This is a genomic window from Rhodopseudomonas telluris, assembly GCF_042432815.1.
Classification (GTDB): Bacteria; Pseudomonadota; Alphaproteobacteria; order Rhizobiales; family Xanthobacteraceae; genus Rhodopseudomonas; species Rhodopseudomonas telluris.
Window position 1 is genome coordinate 283908 of the sequence record NZ_JBHLWM010000004.1, and the last position, 23624, is coordinate 307531.

Consider the following 23624-nt stretch of genomic DNA (forward strand, 5'->3'; position numbering starts at 1 on the left):
GGAGGGAAAACTCTCGAAACGCGGGACAAAACGACCAACGGTTGCAGCAGCAACCTCGGGCGGACCTTCGAAGTTCCACCCGGCGACCGAATCGTGTCGCCGCGACAATGTCAATCAGAACAGCGGCGTTCCCGGGACGAAAGCGTCGAACGCCGCCCAGAACTGTTGTCGGTAGCGATCCTGCTCCTGCAGGATCTCGTGTTTGGCGCCGGCGATCACCAGATGCGAGCCGGCGCGCAGATGATAGGCGAACTCTTCGATCGCGGCGGTCGAGACGATCGTATCGTGACTCGCCGCCATCATCAGGATCGGTTGGCGGATCTTCGACGGATAGTCCGCGGCGCGAAAGCCGTGCATGGTCCGGAACGCGGTGTCGGCCCAGGCGATGGTCGGCGAGGCGAGGCCGAGTGCAGGATCCTCGGCCACGATCGCGGCGTTGCGGGCGTAGCGCACCGGATCGGACGTCAACGCGTTGCCGACGAACGGCTCGGTGTTGGCGAGCACGTCGTTGCCGCCAGGCACGTAGCGGCCGCCCTGACCGGCGAGCCGCATCGCCCGCACCAGCAGCCGCACCGGCAGCGACGTGGCGCGCCCCGGCAGGTCGATCATCGGCGCCGACAGCACCATGCGGTCGAACCAGCGCTTGCCCGAATAGGCGATGCGGAGCATCACGGCGCCGCCCATCGAATGCGCCAGCGCGAAGTGCGGCGGCGGACAGTCCGGCAGCACGATCTCGCGGACGAAGGTTTCGACGTCGACTTCGTAGTCGGCGAAGTTGCGGACATAACCCTTGCGCGGATCGCGCAGCCGCCGCGCCGAACGGCCCTGGCCGCGCCAGTCGATCATCGCCACCGCGAAGCCGCGGTCCTGCAGGTCGCGCACCGTCTCGAAGTACTTCTCGATCTGCTCGGTGCGGCCGGTGAACACGCAGACCGTACCCTTGCGCCCGGCCGGGCCCGGCCAGCGGGCGAACCGCAGCTCAGTGCCGTCGGGCGTCTTGATGGTGCCGGAGATCGCGCCTTCGGGGACCGGATTGGCGGGAATCGAGACGAGCGTCATGAGCCGGATCCGGAGGGGTTAAAGCGCTGGGAGACAGCGAGAAGAATCGAGGGCGCGAAGATGGCGGGGGACCTCTTGAACCCCGAAACGTCCCTCCCATATCATTTTCATGCAGGCCACACCAAGGGGCAGGAACTGGCACTCAGTCCCAGCCCCGGCTGCATACAGACGATGCCCGGCCCGATGGCGGGCGGGTATTCAAATAGTCGCTTCTAGGAGGACTTGACCATGCGTACGTTCGATCTCACCCCGTTCTATCGTTCCACCATCGGCTTCGACCGCCTGTTCAATCTGCTGGACCAGACGTCCGGCGATGCGGCGGCGCCGGGCTATCCGCCCTACAACATCGAGCGCACCGGCGATAACGCGTATCGTATCACCGTCGCCGTATCCGGTTTCTCCCCGGCCGAGTTGTCGATCGTGACCAAGGAGAACCAGCTCACCATCAAGGGCGAGAAGACCGCGAACGAGAACGGCAGCAAATCCGAGGTGCTGTATCGCGGAATCGCCGCGCGCGCCTTCGAACGAGCCTTCCAGCTCGCCGACTACGTCACGGTGAAGAACGCCAGCCTCGAAAACGGACTGCTGCACGTCGATCTCGTCCGCGAGATTCCGGAGGCCAAGAAGCCCCGCAGCATTCCGATCGCCACCTCGGCGCAGGCCGCGCCGCAAGTGGTCGATCAGGCCAGCGAGAAGGCCGCCGCGTAACCTGCGCAGCCTCTCTCAACTAACAACACGCCGACGCCCCGGGAAACCGGGGCGTTTTGCTTTTTAGGGCGTGCGTATGTGTTGGCGGCGCCGATGCTTGCTAGCCGCATTTCCCCGCCGTCAGTGCGAGCGAAGCGGAGGAATCCAGCGCCATGCACTGCGCTGGATTGCTTCGTCGCTGCGCTCCTCGCAATGACGGGGGGAGTGTGGAGCGCGCGAACGCCCGCCAAAGGACGGACTACGCTTTACTCCAGCCCCTGCACGGGCGGCATCGCTTCGGTCGGCTGGATGGTCGGAGCCGGGCCGGCGGGCGCGGGCTTGGCTTCGAGGGGGGCAGGGGACGGAGCGGCGGAGGGTTTGGTCTGCGCGACCGCGGCTTCCTGCTTCGGCGCGGCGTCAATCTTGGCCGGCTCTGTGTTGCCCGGCGTGACCTTGGCCGAGTCGGTCGCAGGCTTCGAGACATCCTTCGCCGGGGTGACCGCGGTGGCGGCTGTGCTGGCGGCGGCGGGCGAGGGGCCCTTGGTCGATTGCTGCGGCGAGGGGCGCGGCAGCGGCGTCGTCGGGGTGCGGCTGGCGACGCGACCGACCGCGCGCGGCGGCCGTGGCGGATTGTGTTCGATGAAGCGCGGCAGACCCTGGATTCGGCCGTAGCTCGCGACCGTCACGGTCTCCATGGCGTCGCCCATCTGCCAGGCGGGCATGAAGCGCAGGATGCGGCCGCTGCGGGCGTCGACCACCAGCCGGCCGTCGTCGCCATCGGGATTGAGCGCCGACATCGTATAGACCAGCCCGCGCTGGAACGGCACGCCGAGCGGCTCGAAGCCGCCGTCGCGCGCCATGTCGGCGATCTCGCGCGGCGACAGCACGTCGGGCACATAACCGTCGTCCGGGATGGCATGGCGGAAGCGCGGCGGCGGCGGCAGCGCCGCATAGGGCTCGTCGATGTCCGAGATCCGTGTCACCGCCGGGGCCCCGGCCCCGCGCGGCACAGGCTGTGCCATCGTGGCCGTTGTCGCCGCCGTCAGGCCGACCGCAATCGTCCATCCCGAGATGGTCCACCCGATGAAATGCATGTCTTTGCTCCCTGCAAGGTCCGTGGGCGCCGTTGTCCGGGCCTCTGCGGACGCGACGGAGCCTCAGGGTGGAATTGGGCCTCGCTTGGGCCGGATCGGGGCGCTTTCAGCGTAAAACCGGGGCACGAAATCAGGTTCGAACGCTTCCAAAGCAGGACTCGCGCGCGCTTGTGTGCTAGACAAAAATTTGACAAGGTCTTGCTAGGACAGCAACACTGTCTCAATTACGGTGGTAGCCCAGCACGGGCCTTGCAGCGTAAACAGCGGCGTCTGACGCCGCGCGAGACTCCTGCCTTGTCCATTGGGCGATATGGACACCGGGGTCTGAATACTAAAAATCGTGGCTCGCGGCGGCGAGCGGTGGCCCGGAGGGTGCCGCGGACGCCCGAAGTGTGCCGCTGCTGGACGAATCCTTGCCAGGATGAATGAGGACAAAATGAGCGGGTCTGAGGTTGAGCGCGAGAACATGGTTGCCAATGCGCTGACGGCGGGCCCGGCCGTGAAAACGCCTGCGCGCGAGCATACCTGGCGTCCGGAAGCCGAGGGCCTGTACGACCTGTCGCGCGAAAAGGACGCGTGCGGCGTTGGGTTCATCGCCAACATCAAGGGCGTGAAGTCGCACCAGATCGTGTCGGATGCGATCCGGATCCTGTGCAACCTCGAGCACCGTGGCGCGGTCGGCGCCGATCCGCGCGCCGGCGACGGTGCTGGGATCTTGGTGCAGATCCCGCATGCCTTCTTCAGCCGCAAGGCGGCCGAACTCGGCTTCTCGCTGCCGGCGCCGGGCGAATACGCCGTCGGCGCGCTGTTCATGCCGCGCGACTCGTCGTGGCGGAAGGTGATCAAGAGCATCGTCGCCGACCAGATCAAGGCCGAGGGCCTGACGCTGCTCGGCTGGCGCGAAGTGCCGACCGACAACTCCTCGCTGGGCGAGACCGTCAAGCCGACCGAGCCCGCCAACATGCAGGTGTTCATCGGCCGCGGTCCGCTGACCAAGTCGGAGGACGAATTCGAGCGCCAGCTCTACATCCTGCGCAAGTCGATCTCGAACGCGATCTATCAGCGCCGCGAGCGCGGCCTCGCCGGCTACTATCCGGTGTCGCTGTCGTGCCGCACCGTGATCTACAAGGGCATGTTCCTGGCCGATCAGCTCGGCAAGTACTATCCCGATCTCAGCGAGCCGGATTTCGAATCCGCGCTGGCGCTGGTGCATCAGCGGTTCTCGACCAACACTTTCCCGACCTGGTCGCTGGCGCATCCGTACCGCATGGTGGCGCACAACGGCGAGATCAACACGCTGCGCGGCAACGTCAACTGGATGGCGGCGCGCCAGGCCTCGGTGCACTCCAAGCTGTACGGCAAGGACATCAGCCGGCTGTGGCCGATCTCCTACGAGGGCCAGTCGGACACCGCCTGCTTCGACAACGCGCTCGAATTCCTGGTGCGCGGCGGCTACTCGCTGCCGCACGCGGTGATGATGATGATTCCGGAGGCGTGGGCCGGCAACCCGCTGATGGATGAGCAGCGCCGTGCCTTCTACGAATATCACGCCGCGCTGATGGAGCCGTGGGACGGCCCCGCCGCGCTGGCTTTCACCGACGGCCGCCAGATCGGCGCGACGCTGGACCGCAACGGCCTGCGCCCGGCGCGCTATCTCGTCACCAAGGACGACCGCATCGTGATGGCGTCCGAAATGGGCGTGCTGAAGATCCCGGAGGATCAAATCGTCACCAAGTGGCGGCTGCAGCCGGGCAAGATGCTGCTGGTCGATCTCGAACAAGGTCGCCTCATTCCGGACGACGAGATCAAGGCGCAGCTCGCCGCCAGCCAGCCTTACGCGGACTGGCTGCATCGCACCCAGATCGTGCTCGAAGAACTGCCGGACGCGCCGGTCAAGGGCCAGCGCTCGAACCTGCCGCTGCTCGATCGGCAGCAGGCGTTCGGCTACACCCAGGAAGACATCTCGATCCTGCTGACGCCGATGGCGTCGACCGGCGAGGAAGCCTCGGGTTCGATGGGCAACGACACCCCGCTGTCGGCGCTGTCGGACAAGCCGAAGCCGCTGTTCACCTACTTCAAGCAGAACTTCGCCCAGGTCACCAATCCGCCGATCGATCCGATCCGCGAGGAGCTGGTGATGAGCCTGGTGTCGATCATCGGCCCGCGGCCGAACCTGTTCGATACCGAGGGGCTCGCCGGCACCAAGCGCCTCGAAGTGCGTCAGCCGATCCTCACCGACGGTGACCTGGAAAAGATCCGCTCGATCTCCGAGATCGGCGACTCGCACTTCAAGTCACGCACGCTCGACACTACCTTCCACGCCGGGCTCGGCGCCGCCGGCATGGAGCAGGTGCTGGACGAGCTCAACGCCCGCGCCGAAGCCGCGGTGCGTGACGGCGTCAACATCATCATTCTGAGCGACCGGGCCACCGGCAGCGACCGGATTCCGATCCCCTCGCTGCTCGCTTGCGCGTCGGTGCATCATCATCTCATCCGCGTCGGACTGCGGACCTCGGTCGGCCTCGTCGTCGAGTCGGGCGAGCCGCGCGAAGTGCATCACTTCGCCTGCCTCGCGGGTTACGGCGCCGAAGCCATCAACCCGTATCTGGCGTTCGAGACCATCATCTCGCTCAAGGACAAGCTGCCGGCCAAGCTCGACGACTACGAGATCGTCAAGCGTTACATCAAGTCGATCGGCAAGGGCCTGCTCAAGGTGATGTCCAAGATGGGCATCTCGACCTACCAGTCGTATTGCGGCGCGCAGATCTTCGACGCCGTCGGCCTGCGCAACGACTTCATCGCCAAGTACTTCGCCGGCACGCATTCGCAGATCGAAGGCGTCGGCCTCGCGCAGATCGCCGAGGAGACCGTGCGCCGTCATCACGACGCGTTCGGTGACGCGCTGGTCTACAAGAGCGCGCTCGACGTCGGCGGCGAATACGCCTTCCGGTCGCGCGGCGAAGACCATGCCTGGACCGCCGAGTCGGTGGCGACGCTGCAGCACGCCGTGCGCGGCAATTCGCAGGAGCGCTACCGCGCGTTCGCCCGCATCCTCAACGAGCAGCAGGAGCGTCTGCTGACGCTGCGCGGCCTGTTCAAGATCAAGGGCGCGGAGGCCGAAGGCCGCAGGCCGGTGCCGCTCGAGGAAGTCGAGTCGGCGGCCGAGATCGTCAAGCGGTTCTCGACCGGCGCGATGAGCTTCGGCTCGATCTCGCGCGAGGCGCACACCACGCTGGCGATCGCCATGAACCGGATCGGCGGCAAGTCGAACACCGGCGAGGGCGGCGAGGAAGCCGACCGCTTCAAGCCGATGGCCAATGGCGACTCGATGCGCTCCGCCATCAAGCAGGTCGCCTCGGGCCGGTTCGGCGTCACCACGGAGTATCTCGCCAACTCCGACATGATGCAGATCAAGATGGCGCAGGGTGCCAAGCCCGGCGAAGGCGGCCAGCTGCCCGGCCACAAGGTCGACGCGACCATCGCGGCGGTCCGCCACTCCACACCCGGCGTCGGCCTGATCTCGCCGCCGCCGCATCACGACATCTATTCGATCGAGGATCTGGCGCAGCTGATCTACGATCTGAAGAACGTCAATCCGACCAGCGCGGTCTCGGTCAAGCTGGTGTCGGAAATCGGCGTCGGCACGGTCGCGGCCGGCGTCGCCAAGGCGCGCGCCGACCACGTCACCATCGCGGGCTTCGAGGGCGGCACCGGCGCTTCGCCGCTGACCTCGATCAAGCACGCGGGCTCGCCGTGGGAAATCGGCCTCGCCGAGACGCATCAGACGCTTGTGCGGGAGCGGCTGCGCTCGCGCATCGTCGTCCAGGTCGACGGCGGCTTCCGCACCGGCCGCGACGTCGTCATCGGCGCCCTGCTCGGCGCCGACGAGTTCGGCTTCGCCACCGCGCCGCTGATCGCGGCCGGCTGCATCATGATGCGCAAGTGCCATCTCAACACCTGCCCGGTCGGCGTCGCGACGCAGGACCCGGTGCTGCGCAAGCGCTTCACCGGCCAGCCCGAGCACGTCATCAACTACTTCTTCTTCGTCGCCGAAGAAGTGCGCGAGCTGATGGCGGCGCTCGGCTATCGAAGCTTCAACGAGATGGTCGGTCAGTCGCAGATGCTCGACCAGCAGGCGCTGGTGGCGCACTGGAAGGCCAAGGGTCTCGACTTCTCCAAGCTGTTCTACAAGCAGAAGGCCGAGAAGGGTCAGACGATCTATCACTCGGAGACGCAGGACCATCACCTCGAGAAGGTGCTGGACCGCGAACTGATCGCCAAGGCGCAGCCGGCGATCGACCGCGGCGCGCCGGTGAAGTTCGAGGCCGAGATCAACAACACCAACCGCTCCGCCGGCGCGATGCTGTCCGGCGTGGTGGCCAAGCATTACGGCCACAACGGCCTGCCGCACGACACCATCCAGGTGCACCTCAAAGGCACCGCGGGTCAGGCGTTCGGCGCCTGGCTGGCGCGCGGCATCACCTTCGATCTCGAAGGCGAAGGCAACGACTATGTCGGCAAGGGCCTGTCGGGCGGCAAGATCATCGTCCGGCCGCCGGCGATCTCCGGCATCGTGCCGGAGCAGTCGATCATCGTCGGCAACACTGTGATGTACGGCGCGATCGAAGGCGAGTGCTACTTCCGCGGCGTCGCCGGCGAGCGCTTCGCGGTGCGTAACTCCGGCGCCGTCGCGGTGGTCGAAGGCGCGGGCGATCACTGCTGCGAGTACATGACCGGCGGCATCGTCGTGGTGCTCGGCAAGACCGGGCGCAACTTCGCGGCCGGCATGTCGGGCGGCGTCGCCTATGTGCTGGACGAGGACGGCAGCTTCGCCAAGCTGTGCAACATGGCGATGGTCGAGCTCGAGCCGGTGCTGTCGGAAGAGATGATCAACGAAGGCACCTATCACCAGTCGGGCGATCTCGAGGCGCACGGCCGGGTCGACGTGTTCGCCGACCTGCTCGGCAGCGACGTCGAGCGGCTGCACGTGCTGATCTCGCGCCACGCCAAATATTCCGGCTCCAAACGCGCCGCCGAGATCCTGGCGAACTGGAAAGAGTGGCTGCCGAAGTTCCGCAAGGTGATGCCGGTCGAGTATCGCCGCGCCTTGCGCGAGCTGAAAAGCCGCGCCGCCGAGGAGCCGAAAATCGCCATCGGCGCGTAGTTCACCAACGCTTCCTCGTCATTGCGAGCGAAGCGAAGCAATCCAGAGGCTCCGCACACCGGGCTGGATTGCTTCGTCGCTTCGCTCCTCGCAATGACGGCGGGATGCGGCACACGACACAAAGTCAAAGACAAGATTCGGGGCGTTAGTTTCGATGGGCAAGGTCACGGGATTTCTGGAAATCGAGCGTCACGACCGCGCATATGCGCCGGTGGCGGAGCGGGTGAAGAACTACAACGAGTTCGTCGTCCCGCTCAGCGACAAGGACCTGCGCGACCAGGCCGCGCGCTGCATGAATTGCGGCATTCCGTATTGCCACGGCACTGGCTCGGCGCATCCGGGCACGCCCGGCTGTCCGGTCAACAACCAGATCCCGGACTGGAACGACCTCGTCTACAACGACAACTGGCAGGAAGCTGCGCGCAACCTGCACTCCACGAATAACTTCCCGGAATTCACCGGCCGCATCTGCCCGGCGCCGTGCGAAGCGTCCTGCACGCTGAACATCGACGACAACCCGGTCACGATCAAAACCATCGAATGTGCCATCGTCGATCGCGCTTTCGAGAACGGCTGGGTCAAGCCGGAGATCGCGTCGATCAAGACCGGCCAGAGCGTCGCCATCATCGGCGCCGGCCCGGCCGGCCTCGCGGCCGCGCAGCAGCTCGCGCGCGCCGGCCACGACGTCCACGTCTATGAGAAGCTCGCCAAGGCCGGCGGCCTGCTGCGCTACGGCATCCCCGACTTCAAGATGGAAAAGCATCTGATCGACCGCCGCGTCGCCCAGATGGAGGGCGAAGGCGTCACCTTCCATTACAACACCCCGGTCGGCGGCAACGCCCCGGGTGCGGTCGATCCGGCCGAGCTGCTCAAGCAATACGACGCCGTCGCGCTGACCGGCGGCGCCGAGTATCCGCGCGATCTGGCGATCCCCGGCCGCGAGCTTTCCGGCGTGCACTTCGCAATGGATTTCCTGACGCAGCAGAACCGCCGCGTCTCCGGCGAGCCGCTCGGCGACAAGCCCGAGATCCTCGCCACCGGCAAGCGCGTCGTCGTGATCGGCGGCGGCGACACCGGCTCGGACTGCATCGGCACCTCGATCCGTCAGGGCGCCGCCAGCGTCACCCAGATCGAGATCATGCCGGCGCCGCCCGAGAAGGAAGACAAGGGCCTGACCTGGCCGAACTGGCCGATGAAGATGCGCACCTCGTCGAGCCAGGCCGAAGGCGCGGCCCGCGACTTCGCCGTCAATACGGTGTCGTTCGAAGGCGAGGGCGGGCAGGTCAAGAAGCTCAACTGCGTCCGCGTCGACGGCAAATTCCAACCGATCCCCGGCACCGAATTCGTCATTGAAGCCGACCTCGTGCTGCTGGCGATGGGCTTCGTCTCCCCGGTCAAGGACGGCCTCCTGACCCAGCTCGGCGTCACCCTCGACCAACGCGGCAACGTCAAAGCCGACCTCGACCGCTTCACCACCTCGATCGACAAAGTCTTCGCCGCCGGCGACATGCGCCGCGGCCAGTCGCTGGTGGTCTGGGCGATCAGGGAAGGGCGGCTCGCCGCGCAGGCGATCGACCGGTTCCTGATGGGAAGCACGACGCTGCCGAGGTAGGCCGCACATAGCAGCGTCGTAGGATGGGTTGAGCGCAGCGAAACCCATCAAAGCCCCGCCGCGCAGCGATGGGTTTCGCGTTGCTCAACCCATCCTACGAACTACAAACTCTCCGCGAGTCATTCCGGGGCACGCAGCGAAGCTGCGTGAACCCGGAATCTGATACCCGGCACAACGCTTCGAGGTTCCGGGTCCGCGTAGCTGCGCTACCTATTCGCCGCGTCAGGATGTCGGCGTTGCCAAACCATCTTGCTGAAATATCAATTCTTGACGCCAGTGTTGCAATAGGGGTGAACAAGGTCACCATTCGACGGATGACCTATCCCGCCGTCCCTCACTCGCGTGAGGTGATCGTACGAGACCGATTTATTTGGGTCGAGCTTCCCGCCGCACACTGTACAGGTAAGGGCGTTTGCTAGTGCCTTCTTTATGAAGATCTGAGACTTGTCATCGTCGGAGAACTTGGTTGGCCCTGTTTGCGTAGTGTTGACGTCGATTATTCGCCCTCTCAAGCCTAATTGAGAGATTGCTTCTTCCGGCAAGACTAGGCGATTCACCGACTCGGCAACGAGAAATGCAAAGAGGTCCCGCATCTTCGCTACGCGGTTGCCTTTGCCCATATTCTGAAGGAGAATTCCTATAAGCGATTTATTCTCCATCAGAAATTTTTCCATATTCTCCCTAGCCGACGTGAATTTTTTGAAGAAATGATTGTCGTTGTTGCGTAGTCTTTCCGATAGCAGCGCGGCCATCCCCAAAAATAAGAATCTGCTGTATTTTCCCCGTTCGTTGTAGAAGTAAACTGCTGGATGAAGTCCTAAGCTGCTTTCTGAATTTCCTGTCATGCGCTGAACTATGCGAAGCGCAGCTTTGAGTACCTCAATAGTCTCTTCGCCGGAGGCGTCATCGCTATATCGCTCGATCGATCTAGTTCCTTGTGACTGCGTTGTGCCAGCAATCGTCAGATATTCGATGAGTAAGCTCAGCGCGTCAACCGGCGAAACAGATCCGCCAAGTGGGACGTCAAGAGTTTTAAGAGGAATGTCGACTTCTGGTTCAAAGAAGCTCGCATAGAGCTGCTTTGAGAGTTCTTCGACGATGACCTTTCGGGATTCTTCAAAGGAGGACCAGTAAGCATTTCCAGTTCCGGCCCTAAGAATAGCTCGCGCGCTAATTGCTATTGGCTTTCGTCGATTTCTGATGAGCATCGTCTCGACGTCGTCAAGAGGCGTGCCTTGGGAATTGATTTTGAAAAACGAGGTTTCGGCGACGTCTGCACTGCCTTGAACCCATTGGAGCGTCAGAGATCTTGTGAATAGCGTGTTTGCTCTCTTTGTGTCGAGATTCGCTACTTTGCTTCCGACTATTCCCTTGAGCGTTGTGTATCTTCCGACCCTTTCCTCGATCAGCTTTCGAGTTCGAGCGGCAATTTTCTTTTGATCTTTCGGAATTTCGTTGCCGTAGAAGTTCAGAGAAATGCTGCGATCTCCGTAGTCATCCTCAACCCACGCACGCAGTGCGCTCAGCCGATGACCCCCATCAAGAACGAATATGAACCCGGGTGACTTCCAAAGTATCAGTGAAGGAATGACTTCGTTATCAAGAAAGCTTGCGATAAAAGTTGCGACCTGTTCGGGACTCCAGTGGTTAGTCTCGCGTTGGAAGTCTGGCTTTCTCAATAATTTAAGATACGGAGAATCCGGCGAGAGATGAGTGATTGGAAAGTCTTTGAACAGATCGATTGCCGTTTCCTCTTCCTTTATCGCGAAGTCCTCGCGAGGGATCATTGCATCAAGGTTCACGCGACGGGCCATATTGCCTCCAAATATAGTTGCTTAAGAATCAGAATGCCGCTTTGTCTCTTACACCTTGCAGCTTCTAACTCGAAGTCGGAGAAGCGCTTGACATGGGTGTTGCTAGGACTATAGGCCTTGCCACCCTCCCCCATCGAGGGGCGCCTCCGGAGGCGCCTTGAGGCGGGGGGCGGCATCCTGCGTGGCGTGGGTCGCAGCCACGTGGCCGGGAGGCCGAGGGTCACCGTCCGCCGCTACTACGAGCGGCCGCTGCTTCAGAGGCTGGACGGGACCAGTAGAGGCCGAGGAAGGCCCGCGAGCCCGCTGTGTCCCGAAAGCACGCTCCTTCGCCGCAAAGATCGCCGCGGTGGGCGCGCGGTGAGGCGTTGCGCGCGCACCGCGCTCCTCCGTCATTGACCGACTTGATCGGGCGATCAGTATCCCAAAGCGTCGCTGCTGTGTGTGCTCAACGTCGGCGCTCTGGGATACTCGATCCCCGCATGCGCGGGGATGACGGCTGGGTGTGCGGCGACGCGAGAAGGCACGAACTCTCCGCGAGTCTTTCCGGGGCACGCGCGAAGCGCGTGAGCCCGGAATCCATAACCCCTGTGCTCGCGGTTACGTCGAGGCGCATGTGACGACGTCTTTGCCGCACCGCTCATGCTGCGGCGTATGGATTCCGTGCTCGCGCTTCGCGCGCCCCGGAATGACGAGGCGAGAGGTCAGTGCGGGATCCTCACGCATTCCTTGCCATCAAGCCGCCATCCACCGGGATCACTGCGCCGGTGATGAACGATGCCGCGGGAAGGCACAGGCTCAGGGTCATGTGGGCGACTTCTTCCGGGTCGCCGTAGCGATTCAGCGCGGTGCGGCGGCGGGCGTATTTCTGTTTGTGCTCGTCGCTGATGCGGTCGGTCATGCCGGTGGTGATCGGGCCGGGGCAGATGCAGTTGACGGTGATGCCTTCGCGGCCGAGTTCGACCGCGAGCGAACGGGTCAGGCCGGTGACGCCGGCTTTCGCCGCCGAATACGGGCTGTGGGTTGCGGTGGCGCCGAGCGCTTCGGTCGAGGCGATGTTGACGATGCGCGGGCTCTGCGATTTGCGCAAATACGGCAGCGCGGCGCGGATCACGCGCGGATGCGCGGTGAGCAGGATGTTCAGCGCGCGGTCCCACACCGCGTCGTAATTGGCGTCGTCGATCGGCAGCGCCGCCGAGATGCCGGCATTGTTGATGACGATGTCGAGCCCTCCGAGCGTCTGCGCGATCTGCTCGACGCCGCTCTTGATCGCCTGTGCATTGCCGACGTCGAGTGCGAACGCGGTCGCATCGCCACCGCGCGCCTTGATGGCGTCGGCGACCGGCTGTGCGCCGGCGAGCGTCACGTCGGTGACGGCGACGCGCGCGCCTTCGTCGGCGAACACATGCGCGGTGGCGCGGCCCATGCCGCTTGCGGCGCCGGTGACGAGCACGCGCAGGCCTTTGACGGAGCGGCTGAGGGGTTTGTAGGACATCGGTTTCCTCCGGTTGTTTCTTGTTGCGGAATACGCGGGCGCGCGACGCGGCCGGCCTCCGATTGACAAGGCTGGCATCGATCGACACACAGGTCAAACGCGGCCATCGCAAGAGCCGCGGCAACGACAACAAGGGAGGTTCGCGGTGAACGAACTCGATTTTGGCGGCAAGCAGGTTCTGATCGTCGGTGGCTCGAGCGGCATCGGCAACGGCATCGCCCAGGCGTTTCGCGCGCACGGCGCCAAGGTATGCGTCACAGGGACGCGCGCATCGCAGACGGACTACACGGCGGCGGACGGCAGTCACTTCGACGGGCTGACCTACGTCCAGCTCGACGTCGGCAAGCCGCAGGCCGTCGAGGCGTTCGCGCCGCCGATCGACCGGCTCGACGTGCTGATCCTGGCGCAGGGCGCGGTGATCTATCGCCGCGGCGAATTCGAGATGGACGGCTTCCGCCACGTGATGGAAGTCAACCTGATGAGCCTGATGGCCTGCGCGACGAAATTCCACCCGATGCTGAAGGCGTCGTCGGGCAAGCTGATCATCGTGTCGTCGACCGCGGCGTTCCACGCCACCAAGGGCAACCCCGCCTACAACGCCTCGAAGACCGGCGCCTATGGCCTGACCCGCACGCTGGCGCAGGCCTGGGCCGAAGACGGCATCCGCGTCAACGGCATCGCGCCGGGCTTGGTCGATACCAAGATGACAAAGGTCACCACCGACAATCCCAGGCGTCTCGCCGGCGCCATCGAAGGCATCCCGATGAAGCGCCTCGGCACGCCCGAAGACATGGCCGGCGTCGCGTTGTTCCTCGCCTCGCCGCTGTCGAGCTACGTGCTCGGGCAAACGCTGGCGGTGGACGGCGGGCTGATTTTGTAGCAGCGCAACGCTTCAACGCATCGCGACCTCATCCTGAGGAGCCTGGCGAAGCTCGCAGAGCGCAGCCAGGCGTCTCGAAGGATGCGCCGCGAGTCGCAAGCCATGCCGCCTCATGGTTCGAGACGCCCGGCTTCGCCGGGCTCCTCACCATGAGGGCCGAGCGTCATGGATCGCGGCTGATGCGGACTAACAGTGCGCGCGTTCGGCCGAGGGCATCGCGCTCACCGGAAGATCGAGAAGAAGCCCGATGCGGTCGGCGGCGGAGCGCGGCGGACTTGGGGTTGTTGCTGGGCCGGGGCGAAGCCGAAGAAGCCGGATGCGGCGGGCGGCGGCGGTGGCGGCGCAGCTCGGACGACGCGGCGTTGCTGCGTCTGCTGTTGCTGCGGACCACCCTCGCGCGATGCCGTCGCGCTGCCCGGCGTGTTGCTCGCCATCGGCACCGCGCTCTTTGGCGGCTCCTTGGGCGGCGGCGGCTCCTGCGCCTTTTCGACCACGATCTCGCGACGCGGCCACGCGTAATCGTCGGCGCGGCCCGCCGGCGCGGCGAGTGGTTCGCCCTTCACCAGTGTACGGGTGACCAACGCATCAACCGGAACGGTCGACGCGCCCGGGCCGCCGAGCAGCTTGTCGGTCGACACCGCGGAGGCGACCAGCGGCACAATCGGGCCGGCGATCGGCCGCGGCGGCGGGCCTTCCGGCTTGGCCGGCGTCGTGTCCGGCGTCGCCGGCTCGGTCGGCAGCGCGATCGGGCCGGAGCGCGCCGCGAGCAGGCGCGCGATCTCGCGCTCGACGTAGTGGGCCAGCTTGCGGGCGCCGGCCTTGGTGAAATACACGCCGTCATAGGAGCGCAGCCGGCGGGTCTGGCCTTCGAAGTCCGGGCCCTGCAGCATGTAGCGGCCACCTTCGTCGACGAAGCCGTCCCAGACATCGACGTAGGTAATTCCCGCCTTGGCGGCGGCGTCGCGATACAGCGCGTTGAGGAACTGCGCGTCCGAGGTCGATTTGGTGCCGCGCACCGCGGGCAGGCCGACCCACAGCACCGGCACGCCCTTGGCCTTCAGCACCGCGATCATCTCGTCGAGCTTCTTGCTGTAGAGCTCGGCCCAGCGCGTGTCGCGAAACTGCGCGACGCCGCTGCCGCGCTTGGATTTCTCCGGCGCCATGATCTGGGGCGCGCCGTCGTCCTCGTCGTCGTCATCGGCCGCCGCATTTTCGGCGGGCTTATCGTCGGGCTTGGCGGCGTCGGGCTTTGCCGCGTCGGGCTTGGCGTCGGCGTCCTTCTTCTTGTCCTTGTCGGCGACCGGCTCGGTGATCGGCGCGCGGTCGTTGAGGCCGAGCATCACCACGATGGCGTCGGGGTTCTCGCCGGCCAGGATCTCCTTGGCGGCGCCGATCCAGTCGGATGGCTCGCCCTTGGGCTGGTAGCGCAGCAGACCGGAGACGGTCTTGTGCTTGCGGATCACACCCATCTCGGGCTGCTCGGTGTAAGCCTGCTCCAGGCCGTAAGCGAGCCAGTCGGCCATCGCATCGCCGAGCACCACGACATTGCGCTCGGCCTGCGTCTCGCGCTTCTCCGGGGAGGGCGCGCGCGAATAGTCCTCGCGGGCCGGAGCGCGGCGCGGCGGCGCCTGATGCTGAAACGGCGCGAACACGTCGCTGCCGAAGAAGCCACCTCCGCCGCCGTTGTTATAGCCTCCGACGCCGCGTGGCGGGCGTGGCGGCGGTTGCGAGGGCCCGCCGAAGCCGAAGAACTGCGCCGACGCCGGCCCGGCAATGCCAAGTAGCAGCAGCCCGGCGATCGCCCATTTCGGCCCGCGCGCCGTCAGGGCGCCTAGCAGGGATTTCGGCTTGTCGGACATACGCTCGGCCGCGCTCGCAACGGGTGAGGAGGAACTCGCTCTATACTAGCGGATTCGGGCCGCAAGCGGGCAGCCTTCGCGGGCATCATACGCCGGCGATCGGCCGCCGCCGTCAAGGGCCGCGGCCGATCTTGGCATTTCCGGTTCATCGGGCCGGAGCACGGCGGTCATGGCCGGCGTAACCCGCGGATTTGGTGACCGAAAGTCGTGCATCAAGGGCGCCGGCGAGGGCGGGGCTGATGCCGGTCATCGGCAGCCGCAGCTCCGGGCTGTCGATCAGCCCCTGCCGCCACAGGCAATATTTCACGGGCGCTGGCGACGGTTCGGCGAACAGCAGCCGCGGCAGCTCGGCGAGGCGGTGCCATTCAAGCGAGGCGCCGAGCCGGTCGTCGGCCAGGATCCGCTGCCGCACGGCCGCGAACGCCGCGGTCTCGAGATGCGCCGAGGCCAGCACCGCGCCGTCACAGCCGCGCACCTGCGCGCCGTAGAACACCGCATCCTCGCCGCTCAGCACCGCGAAGCCGCGCGGCCGCAGCCGCAGCAGCTCGACGGTCTGCCGCAGCTCGGCGCAGCAATCCTTGACGCCGACGATGTTGGGGCGCTCCGCCAGCCGCAGCATTGCCTCGTTGCCGAGATTGACGCCGGTGCGGGCCGGGATGTTGTAGAGCATCATCGGCCGCGTCGTGGCGTCGGCCAGCGCCTCGAAGTGTAACACCAGGCCCTCCTGCGACGGCCGCGTTTAGTAGGGCGTCGCGATCAGATAGCTATCGACCGGCCAGTTCGCGGTGCGCGCCAGCGTCCGCACCAGCTTGCGCGTATCGCTGCCGGACAGCCCGAGCTGCACCGGGAGAACGCGGCCGGCCTCGGCGAGCGCCTCGGCCGTCAGCATCACCAATTGCTCGACTTCACCTTCGTCGAGTGTAAGGCCTTCGCCGGTCGTGGCGGCGAGGATCAGCCCGTCGATCGGCTGCCGCGCATAGTGGGCGATCAGCCGGCGCAATGAGGCTGCGTCGAGCGCGCCGTCCCGGAACGGCGTGATCAGCGGCAGCCACAGGCCGCTCGGCGGTTCGGATTCGGTCTCCATCGTGGTGTCTCCTGAGAGGAGCCGGCCGACGGAGGACAATAAAAAACCCCGTCGAAACCGGCGGGGTTGGGTGAGTGCAGACTGCGATCGATCTAACGCGCGCGCGCATCCCCGGCCCCGAAGGAGGCGCGGTTTTTAGCATTGCGATGAGCGGCGCGGTTGATCATGGCGCCATCTAGCGCCCGCGACAGCTGCTTTGTCAACCGCGAGCGATCTGAGTGGACACCGGACTGATTGCGGACTCTGAGTTCATGCTGCGTAGCAAGACTGCCGATCGTCCTCACCGTCCTCTCAGTTTCTCCAACATATCCCCCGTCGCAAACCCATCCGCGGGCGCTCCGATCGACGCCTGGAAATTCCGCAGCGCCTCCCTTGTCATGCTGCCGAACTGTCCGTCGGGGGTGCCGCGGTAGAAGCCGCGTTGGGCGAGGAGTTGCTGGAGTTCGAGGCGTTCGCTGCGGGACAGGACGCGTTCGTGGCGAGGCCAGGGCTGGACGAAGGGGGCGCCACCGCGCAGGCGATCGGCGAAATGGCCGATGGCGAGCGCATAGGCTTCGGCCGGGTTGTACTTCATGATAGTGCGGAAGTTGTTCAGCATCAGGAAGCCGGGGCCTTCCGAGCCGGCGGGCGCCAGCAAGTACGCCTTTTCGTTGCCGCGCGGGAAGCCGAGGCCGTTCGGGCGCCGCACGCCCATCTGCTCCCACTGTGCCAGCGTCAGCATCTGCTTGCGGTCGGCCATCATGTAGTTGAAGCCCTGCGGCATCACGACTTCGTAGCCCCAGGTCTGGCCGCTCTGCCAGCCGTCCTTCTTGAGGTTGTTGGCGGTCGAGGCGATCAGGTCGGCGGGATTGTCGACGACGTCGCGGCGGCCGTCGCCGTCGGCATCGACGGCGAAGCGCTTGAACGCGGTCGGCATGAACTGGGTCGGGCCGAACGCGCCGGCCCACGAGCCGCGCAGTTGTTCGGGGCGCAGGTCGCCCCGGTGCAGGATCTCCAGCGCGGTCAGGAATTCGTCCTTGAAGTACGCCTGACGGCGGCCGACGCAGGCCAGCGTGGCGGTCGAGTTCAGCACGTAGCGGTCGCCCATCTGGGTCGAGTAGTTGCTCTCGATGCCCCAGATCGACGCGATGATGTAGCGGTCGACGCCGTAGGCGCGTTCGGCGGCGTCGAACTGCGGCTTGTACTGCGCCAGGATCTCGCGGCCGCGCGCCAGGCGGTTGTCGTTCACCAGGATGTCGAGATAGTCCCAGATCGCTTTGGTGAATTCCGGCTGCGAATCCATCAGGTCCATCAGCCGCAGGTCGGGCGACAGATTCGCCGTGAAGCGCTCGAAGCTCTCGCGCGAGATGCCGCGGCGTGCAGCGTCGGGCCAGAACGCGGCGACGCAATTGTCGAAATTGGCCGCGGCTTCGCGGATCGCCTGCGCGGTCATCAGCGGATGGCCGGAGGCGCCGTCCTCGCCGCTCCAGGCCGGCGCGGCGTTACTGCCGGGCAAGGCCGCGACCGGCTCCTGCTGGGCGGTGACGGCGGCACGCCGCGGCGCGGCCGGCGCCGCGCTCTTGTCCGGTGGCGAACCGGTGAAGAAGTTGAGCACGTCGAACGGACTCTGCGCCGACGCCGCACCGGGCAGCAGCACGGCTCCGAGCAGTGCGATAGCCGCCGTGCGCGTCAGCCTGTTGCCTGTTCGTGTCATGCGTATCGATCCCGTCTGCTCGTCAAAGGCCCCCGCGGTCAGGAGGCCCGGCCGCGGTTTCAATCAGCTTAACAAAGCGTTTTTTTGTCCGCGGCATCGTGTTGCTGCGCGGCCGGCGATGGCACTTGACCGTGCGTCGATCGCGGGTGGAGATGGCCGAATATCGGGGTCGAACGAGGGGCGGACGATGCTCGGCATTCACGACTTCTGGCTGTTCGTGGCGTCCGGGCTGCTACTCAATGTCACGCCGGGCCCCGACACGGCGTTCATCGTCGGGCGCGGCCTGCAGTTCGGTTGGCGGGGCGGCGCCGCGGCTGCGCTCGGCGTTAGCGCGGGCTGCCTGGTGCATGTCACCGCGGCTGCGGTCGGGCTGTCGGCGTTGCTGATGGCTTCGACGTTGGCGTTCGCGGCGGTCAAGTTGATCGGCGCCGGCTATCTGATCTGGCTCGGCATCAGCATGGTGCTGTCGCGAGCCACCAGCTTTGCGTCGGCGCCGGAGGCGGCGGCCGCGCTGCGGCCCGCACAGGTGTTTCGTCAGGGCGCGCTGACCAATGCGTTGAACCCCAAGGTCGCGCTGTTCTTCCTCGCCTTCCTGCCGCAATTCGTCGAAGCGGACGCACCGCATCAGGCGCTGGCGTTCCTGCTGCTCGGGCTGATCTTCGTCGCCAACGGGACGCTGTATTGTCTCGCGCTCGCCGCCTTCGCGGCACGGGCGGCGGATCGGCTGCGTCGCTCGGGCACGGTGATGCTGTGGATCAACCGTGGCCTCGGCGCGCTGTTCGTGGCGCTCGGGCTGCGCGTCGCGCTGCTGCAGGCGCGCTGATCAGCCGAACATCCGCACCAGCGTTTCGGCGCAGAGGTAGCAGCCGAGGCCGATGATCGAGACCAGGAACCAGCGCCGGAACAGATCCGGATGCATCCGGGTCCGCACTGCCTGGCCGGCGAACATCCCGGCGAAAGCCGCGACCAGCGCGACGGCGCCGGGCAGGGCGGTGGCGACCGACAGCAGGCCGGCGTCGGTGAGGTTGAACGCCAGCGCCAGCGTGGCGGTGGTGAAGAACACGCCGAGCGCCTGCACCAGCTCGTCCTTCTCCAAACCGATCGCCTGCATGAACGGCATCGACGGGATCACCTGCACGCCGGTTGCGGCCGAGACCACGCCGGTCACGAGGCCGACCGGGCCGCCCAGCCATTTCTCGTGCGCGCGCGAGACTTGGAAGCGTGCGCGGCTGAGGCCGACGATGCCGTAGATCACCAGCAGCATGCCGAGCACGAGCGTGCCGTAGCGCGCATAGGGGCCGGTCATCAGCCCTGAGCCGAGTCTGATGCCGATCACGGTGCCGAGCATCAGCGGCCACAAGCGGCGCAGAATGTCGCGCAGATAGGATCCCGCGAACGTCTGCCAGATGTTGGTAACGATCGCCGGAACGATCACGATCGCCAGCGCCTGGGCCGGCGGCATCACCACGGCAAGCAGGCCGATCGACACCGTCGGCAGGCCGAGGCCGATGACACCCTTGATGAAGCCCGCGAAAGCGAAGACGGCGGCGATGAGCAGGAGAAACGGATCGGACACGGCGCGCAACCTGACCGATCGCGCGCGCCCGCACAACCTTTGTCCCGCTTATGCCTGCGTTGCGGCGGCTCCCTCGGCGTACTGAGCCACGTAGTCGCCCTTCGGCGGGATCGGCTTGATGATGTCGATCAGCACGCCGTTCGGGTCTGCCGTGATGAAATGCCGTTGGCCGAAATCCTCGTCGCGCAGGTGCAGCAGCATCGGCAGTCCAGCTGCCTGCAGCCGGGCATATTCGGCATCCGGATCGTCGACCTCGAAATTCAGGATCAGGCCCGCAATCCGGCCGCGCCCCGCTTCCGGCACGGTGCCGTGCGCGCCGTCGAGCACGGCCAGATTGATCGTCGGATCGTCCTCCGACTGAAGGTGCACGTACCAGTCGGATTCGAACAGCGGCCGAAAGCCGAAATGAGCCACGTAGAACCGCGCTGTTGAACCGACGTCGGCGGTCATGATCACGGGGTAATAGCTCGTGGTCCGCATGCTTCCCTCCCTGGATGAAGAAAGATACACTGTGTATGTTTTAATAACATACAGGCTGTATGTATGCTCGCGGCGAAGCGACGCACCAATCCGGAACGATCGACCACGACGCGGGCGGCGCTGATCGCGGCGGCGCGCGAGGCCTTCGTCGCCCACGGCTATGCGAATACCAGCACGCCGGACCTCGTGAAGGCCGCCGGCGTGACCCGCGGCGCGCTGTATCACCACTTCGTCGAAAAGCAGGCGCTGTTTCACGCGGTGATCGAGAGCGAATCGGCCGCCGTCGCGGCGGAGATCGAGGCGGCGCCGTCGCCCGACTCGCCGATCGCTGCGCTGATCGCCGGCGGCGAGGCTTATCTGGACGCGATGGCGATGCCGGGACGGACGCGCTTGCTGCTCATTGATGCGCCGGCCGTGCTCGGTCGCGCCGAGGTCGATGCGATCGACGATCGCAACGGCGTGCGCACCCTGCGGGAAGGTCTGGTGGCGGCCTTGGCCGCAGGCGCGATCAGGCCGGTGCCGGTCGAGGCGACCGCGCAACTTCTTGGCGCGGCCTATGACCGTGCCGCGCTGGCGCTCGCTCGCGGCGAGGATCGGACCGACTGGTTGGCCGCGCTCCGCGCGATAATCGAAGGACTGGCCCCGCCAAGGTGAGGCCGCTGCGGCGGTCAGCCGTTCAGGATCTTGAGCGCGGCCTCATGGACGCGCTTGTCGCCGGCCGCGATGATCCGGCCTCCGCTCTGCGCCGGCTTGCCTTCCCACGTGGTGACGATGCCGCCAGCGCCGGTGACGATCGGGATCAGGGCCGCGATGTCGTAAGGCTTCAGCTCGGTTTCGATCACCAGGTCGAGCTGGCCGGCAGCCAGCATGCAGTAGGCGTAGCAGTCACCGCCGAACCGGGTGAGGCGCGCCTCGGCCTGCACCTTCTCGAAGATCGCGCGGTCGCTGTCGTTCATCAGCAACGGCGAAGTGGTGAACAGCGTCGCTTCCTTCAGCGCGGTGCAGCGGCGGACGCTCAGCCGGCGCTCGCCCGACGGGCCTTTGTACGATGCCGAGCCATTGTCGCCGGAGAAGCGCTCACCGATGAACGGCTGGTGCATCATGCCGAACACCGGCGTGCCCTTGTGCAGCAGCGCGATCAGCGTGCCCCACACCGGAAAGCCGGCGATGAAGGACTTGGTGCCGTCGATCGGATCCAGAACCCAGACGTAGTCGGCGTCCTCGCGCTCGTTGCCGAACTCCTCGCCGATGATCCCGTGCTGGGGGAAGCTCGCCTTGATCAGGCGGCGCATCACCGCTTCGCCGGCGCGATCCGCCTCGGTCACCGGATCGAAATCGCGGCCGGGCTGCTTGTTGTCGATCGTCAGCGAGGTGCGGAAGAACGGCAGGATGGTGTCGCCGGACGACGTCGCGAGGCGTCCGATGAAGGCGGCGAAATCGATGACCGTCACGGGGGATCCTTGTCAGTCCGGGGTTACAACTGCACGACCCTAGGCTTGCCTGAAACCCAGCCCGTCCGCCTCACTTATTCTACGTACCGGCACGGGGTCCAGTAGGTGAACCATCTACCGAAGCCGGCATTCACATTTTTCGGATGTTTGTTGCGTTAAGTTCGCTTTTTGTCGCAGTTGGCGTCCCTGCAACAGGTGGAACCGGCGTTATTGTGCCGCATCCGAGGTGAGACAACCGATTTCATCTCATTGATTTGGCTCAAATAAATGCCACCGCCCAGCGCGTGTCGCCGGTGCCCTGACATGCGTTTTTTGCATAGAAAAACGCTCAAAAACACTTGCGCTTTGTGCGTCGCGGCCGCATATTGTTGCGGTGCGGTAGCGCCTCGCGCTATCGCTGCCCTCCTTGGGCGTTTCCTCCCTAGACTTGGGCCGCTTGCCATCGCAAGCGGCCCTTTTTTCTATCAGCACGCGTTTACGGTACGATGTCGGACGAAGTCGGCAGGCTTCGGTTGATGAATTCGGTCTATTCGGCCGCGGCCTGGAACGGCCCAAGATCGCTTAGTGGGATCGACGCCAGCGCGTCGGCCAGCACGGTGAAATCCTCTGCGACCGTCCGGAATCGCTCGCTGCGCTGGCGCAGCCGCTCGTCCATGTAGATCGCACGGTTGAGCTCGACCTGCACGGTATGCAGGCCGCTCGACGGATTGCCGTAGTGCTCGGTGATGAAGCCGCCGGCGTAAGGCTTGTTGCGGCCGACCGAATAGCCACGCGCCGCCATGGTCTCCTCGACCACGCTCGGGATCAGCGCGGCGCAGCTCGTGCCGTAACGATCGCCGATCACCACGTCCGGACGGCGTGGCTCGTCGCGCGCGACACCCACCGACGGCATCGAATGGCAATCGACCAGAATCACCGTTCCCCAGGTCTGGTGCGCCTTGTTGATCAGCCGGCGCAGCGCGCGATGGTATGGCTTGTACAGCGTCTCGATCCGGGCGAGCGCATCCTCGACGGCAATCCGCTCGCGATAGATCTCCTGGCCGTCGCCGACCACACGCGGGATCGTGCCGAGCCCGCCGGCGACACGCATCGAGCGAGTATTGGCGAAGCTCGGCAGCCGTCCGACGAACATCCGTGGGTCGAGCTCGTAGGGCTCGCGATTGACGTCGATATAGGACCGCGGGAAATGCGCCCGGACGACCGGGAAGCCGCGGACCGAGAGGTGGTCGATCAACTCGTCCATGAACGAGTCTTCGGAGCGCTGCAGCGCCTCCAGGTCGATCCGGGACGCGTTGAGGAACGAGTTGGGATACACCGACCCAGAATGCGGCGAATTGAAAATGATCGGCGCGCGCCACACCTCGGGCTCGGCAATCTCGAACGGGGGCGAGAATTCACCGTCAAATTCGGTCATCGTCGTCCGCCCGTCAAATCCGCTAGTCTCCACGCGCGAGCCGCCGATGTCGCTAAATCTGACATTGTGGGAAATCGGGGCGACCTGCCAAGCAAAATCATTCCAGAGTGCAGCCTAACGATCGCGACACGCGAAAGTGCCGCCATTCGTTGATTCGGCACGTGATCCAGCGCAGGATCGCCGCCTGCGAGCTATCCGCGGCCGGAATTTCACCCGAAATTTACCAAACGCCGGTCTAAGTGAATCAACATTTTCCCGACCGGAT

At 65.4% G+C, this 23624-nt stretch carries 16 protein-coding genes and 1 pseudogene; 6 read left to right on the plus strand and 11 right to left on the minus strand.

The features are described 5' to 3' along the window. Positions 1 to 114: 114 nt before the first annotated feature. The gene (locus ACFFJ6_RS11195) at positions 115 to 1059 is read right to left on the minus strand and encodes an alpha/beta fold hydrolase (protein ID WP_378387568.1); all 945 of its coding nucleotides are present in this window, start codon (positions 1057 to 1059) and stop codon (positions 115 to 117) included. A gap of 228 nt (positions 1060 to 1287) precedes the next feature. Here ACFFJ6_RS11195 and ACFFJ6_RS11200 point away from each other — a divergent pair, with 228 nt between their 5' ends. Then, on the plus strand, positions 1288 to 1767 hold the full coding sequence (locus tag ACFFJ6_RS11200) for an Hsp20 family protein (protein ID WP_378387570.1): 480 nt from the start codon (positions 1288 to 1290) through the stop codon (positions 1765 to 1767). Between the two features lie 245 nt (positions 1768 to 2012). Here ACFFJ6_RS11200 and ACFFJ6_RS11205 read toward each other — a convergent pair whose 3' ends face one another. Beyond that, complete coding sequence (locus tag ACFFJ6_RS11205; RefSeq protein WP_378387572.1) at positions 2013 to 2840, minus strand: hypothetical protein; 828 nt, start codon at positions 2838 to 2840, stop codon at positions 2013 to 2015. 436 nt (positions 2841 to 3276) lie between these two features. Here ACFFJ6_RS11205 and gltB point away from each other — a divergent pair, with 436 nt between their 5' ends. After that, positions 3277 to 8004 carry a glutamate synthase large subunit gene (gltB, locus tag ACFFJ6_RS11210; RefSeq protein WP_378387574.1) on the plus strand — a complete coding sequence of 1576 codons (4728 nt, stop codon included), beginning with the start codon at positions 3277 to 3279 and terminating at the stop codon, positions 8002 to 8004. A 154-nt stretch (positions 8005 to 8158) separates the two neighbouring features. Next, complete coding sequence (locus ACFFJ6_RS11215; RefSeq protein WP_378387576.1) at positions 8159 to 9616, plus strand: glutamate synthase subunit beta; 1458 nt, start codon at positions 8159 to 8161, stop codon at positions 9614 to 9616. 260 nt (positions 9617 to 9876) lie between these two features. On the opposite strand, the gene ACFFJ6_RS11220 is transcribed toward ACFFJ6_RS11215, so the two are convergent. Both ACFFJ6_RS11220 and ACFFJ6_RS11225 read right to left on the minus strand, forming a co-directional pair. Further along, entirely contained in the window at positions 9877 to 11430 is a 1554-nt protein-coding gene (locus tag ACFFJ6_RS11220; protein WP_378387578.1) for a GmrSD restriction endonuclease domain-containing protein, read from the minus strand. A gap of 715 nt (positions 11431 to 12145) precedes the next feature. Next, a complete protein-coding gene (locus tag ACFFJ6_RS11225; protein ID WP_378387580.1) occupies positions 12146 to 12922 on the minus strand; it encodes an SDR family NAD(P)-dependent oxidoreductase in 777 nt (258 codons plus the stop codon). 145 nt (positions 12923 to 13067) lie between these two features. Here ACFFJ6_RS11225 and ACFFJ6_RS11230 point away from each other — a divergent pair, with 145 nt between their 5' ends. Next, positions 13068 to 13802, plus strand: a complete 735-nt coding sequence (locus ACFFJ6_RS11230; protein WP_378387583.1) for an SDR family NAD(P)-dependent oxidoreductase — start codon at positions 13068 to 13070, stop codon at positions 13800 to 13802. Between the two features lie 221 nt (positions 13803 to 14023). On the opposite strand, the gene ACFFJ6_RS11235 is transcribed toward ACFFJ6_RS11230, so the two are convergent. The 3 genes and pseudogenes from ACFFJ6_RS11235 to ACFFJ6_RS11245 all read right to left on the minus strand — a co-directional run bounded on the left by ACFFJ6_RS11235 (position 14024) and on the right by ACFFJ6_RS11245 (position 18438). Next, positions 14024 to 15661, minus strand: a complete 1638-nt coding sequence (locus ACFFJ6_RS11235; protein WP_378387585.1) for an SGNH/GDSL hydrolase family protein — start codon at positions 15659 to 15661, stop codon at positions 14024 to 14026. 145 nt (positions 15662 to 15806) lie between these two features. Then, positions 15807 to 16745, minus strand: a pseudogene (dapA, locus tag ACFFJ6_RS11240) (4-hydroxy-tetrahydrodipicolinate synthase). Positions 16746 to 17025: 280 nt separating this feature from the next. Beyond that, entirely contained in the window at positions 17026 to 18438 is a 1413-nt protein-coding gene (locus ACFFJ6_RS11245; RefSeq protein WP_378387588.1) for a lytic murein transglycosylase, read from the minus strand. A gap of 187 nt (positions 18439 to 18625) precedes the next feature. Here ACFFJ6_RS11245 and ACFFJ6_RS11250 point away from each other — a divergent pair, with 187 nt between their 5' ends. After that, positions 18626 to 19261: a LysE family translocator gene (locus ACFFJ6_RS11250; RefSeq protein WP_378387590.1), complete on the plus strand. Its 636-nt coding sequence runs from the start codon at positions 18626 to 18628 to the stop codon at positions 19259 to 19261. Here ACFFJ6_RS11250 and ACFFJ6_RS11255 read toward each other — a convergent pair whose 3' ends face one another. Together ACFFJ6_RS11255 and ACFFJ6_RS11260 are read right to left on the minus strand one after the other, a co-directional pair. Next, positions 19262 to 20014, minus strand: a complete 753-nt coding sequence (locus ACFFJ6_RS11255; RefSeq protein WP_378387593.1) for a sulfite exporter TauE/SafE family protein — start codon at positions 20012 to 20014, stop codon at positions 19262 to 19264. A 48-nt stretch (positions 20015 to 20062) separates the two neighbouring features. Next, complete coding sequence (locus ACFFJ6_RS11260) at positions 20063 to 20494, minus strand: VOC family protein (protein ID WP_378387595.1); 432 nt, start codon at positions 20492 to 20494, stop codon at positions 20063 to 20065. 63 nt (positions 20495 to 20557) lie between these two features. Between ACFFJ6_RS11260 and ACFFJ6_RS11265 the strand changes: the two genes are divergently transcribed. Beyond that, positions 20558 to 21148: a TetR/AcrR family transcriptional regulator gene (locus ACFFJ6_RS11265; protein WP_378387598.1), complete on the plus strand. Its 591-nt coding sequence runs from the start codon at positions 20558 to 20560 to the stop codon at positions 21146 to 21148. A gap of 14 nt (positions 21149 to 21162) precedes the next feature. Here ACFFJ6_RS11265 and hisN read toward each other — a convergent pair whose 3' ends face one another. Both hisN and ACFFJ6_RS11275 read right to left on the minus strand, forming a co-directional pair. After that, positions 21163 to 21945, minus strand: coding sequence for a histidinol-phosphatase (hisN, locus tag ACFFJ6_RS11270; protein WP_378387600.1), 783 nt, complete (start codon positions 21943 to 21945; stop codon positions 21163 to 21165). Between the two features lie 526 nt (positions 21946 to 22471). Beyond that, complete coding sequence (locus ACFFJ6_RS11275; protein WP_378387602.1) at positions 22472 to 23359, minus strand: N-formylglutamate amidohydrolase; 888 nt, start codon at positions 23357 to 23359, stop codon at positions 22472 to 22474. Positions 23360 to 23624 lie beyond the last annotated feature (265 nt).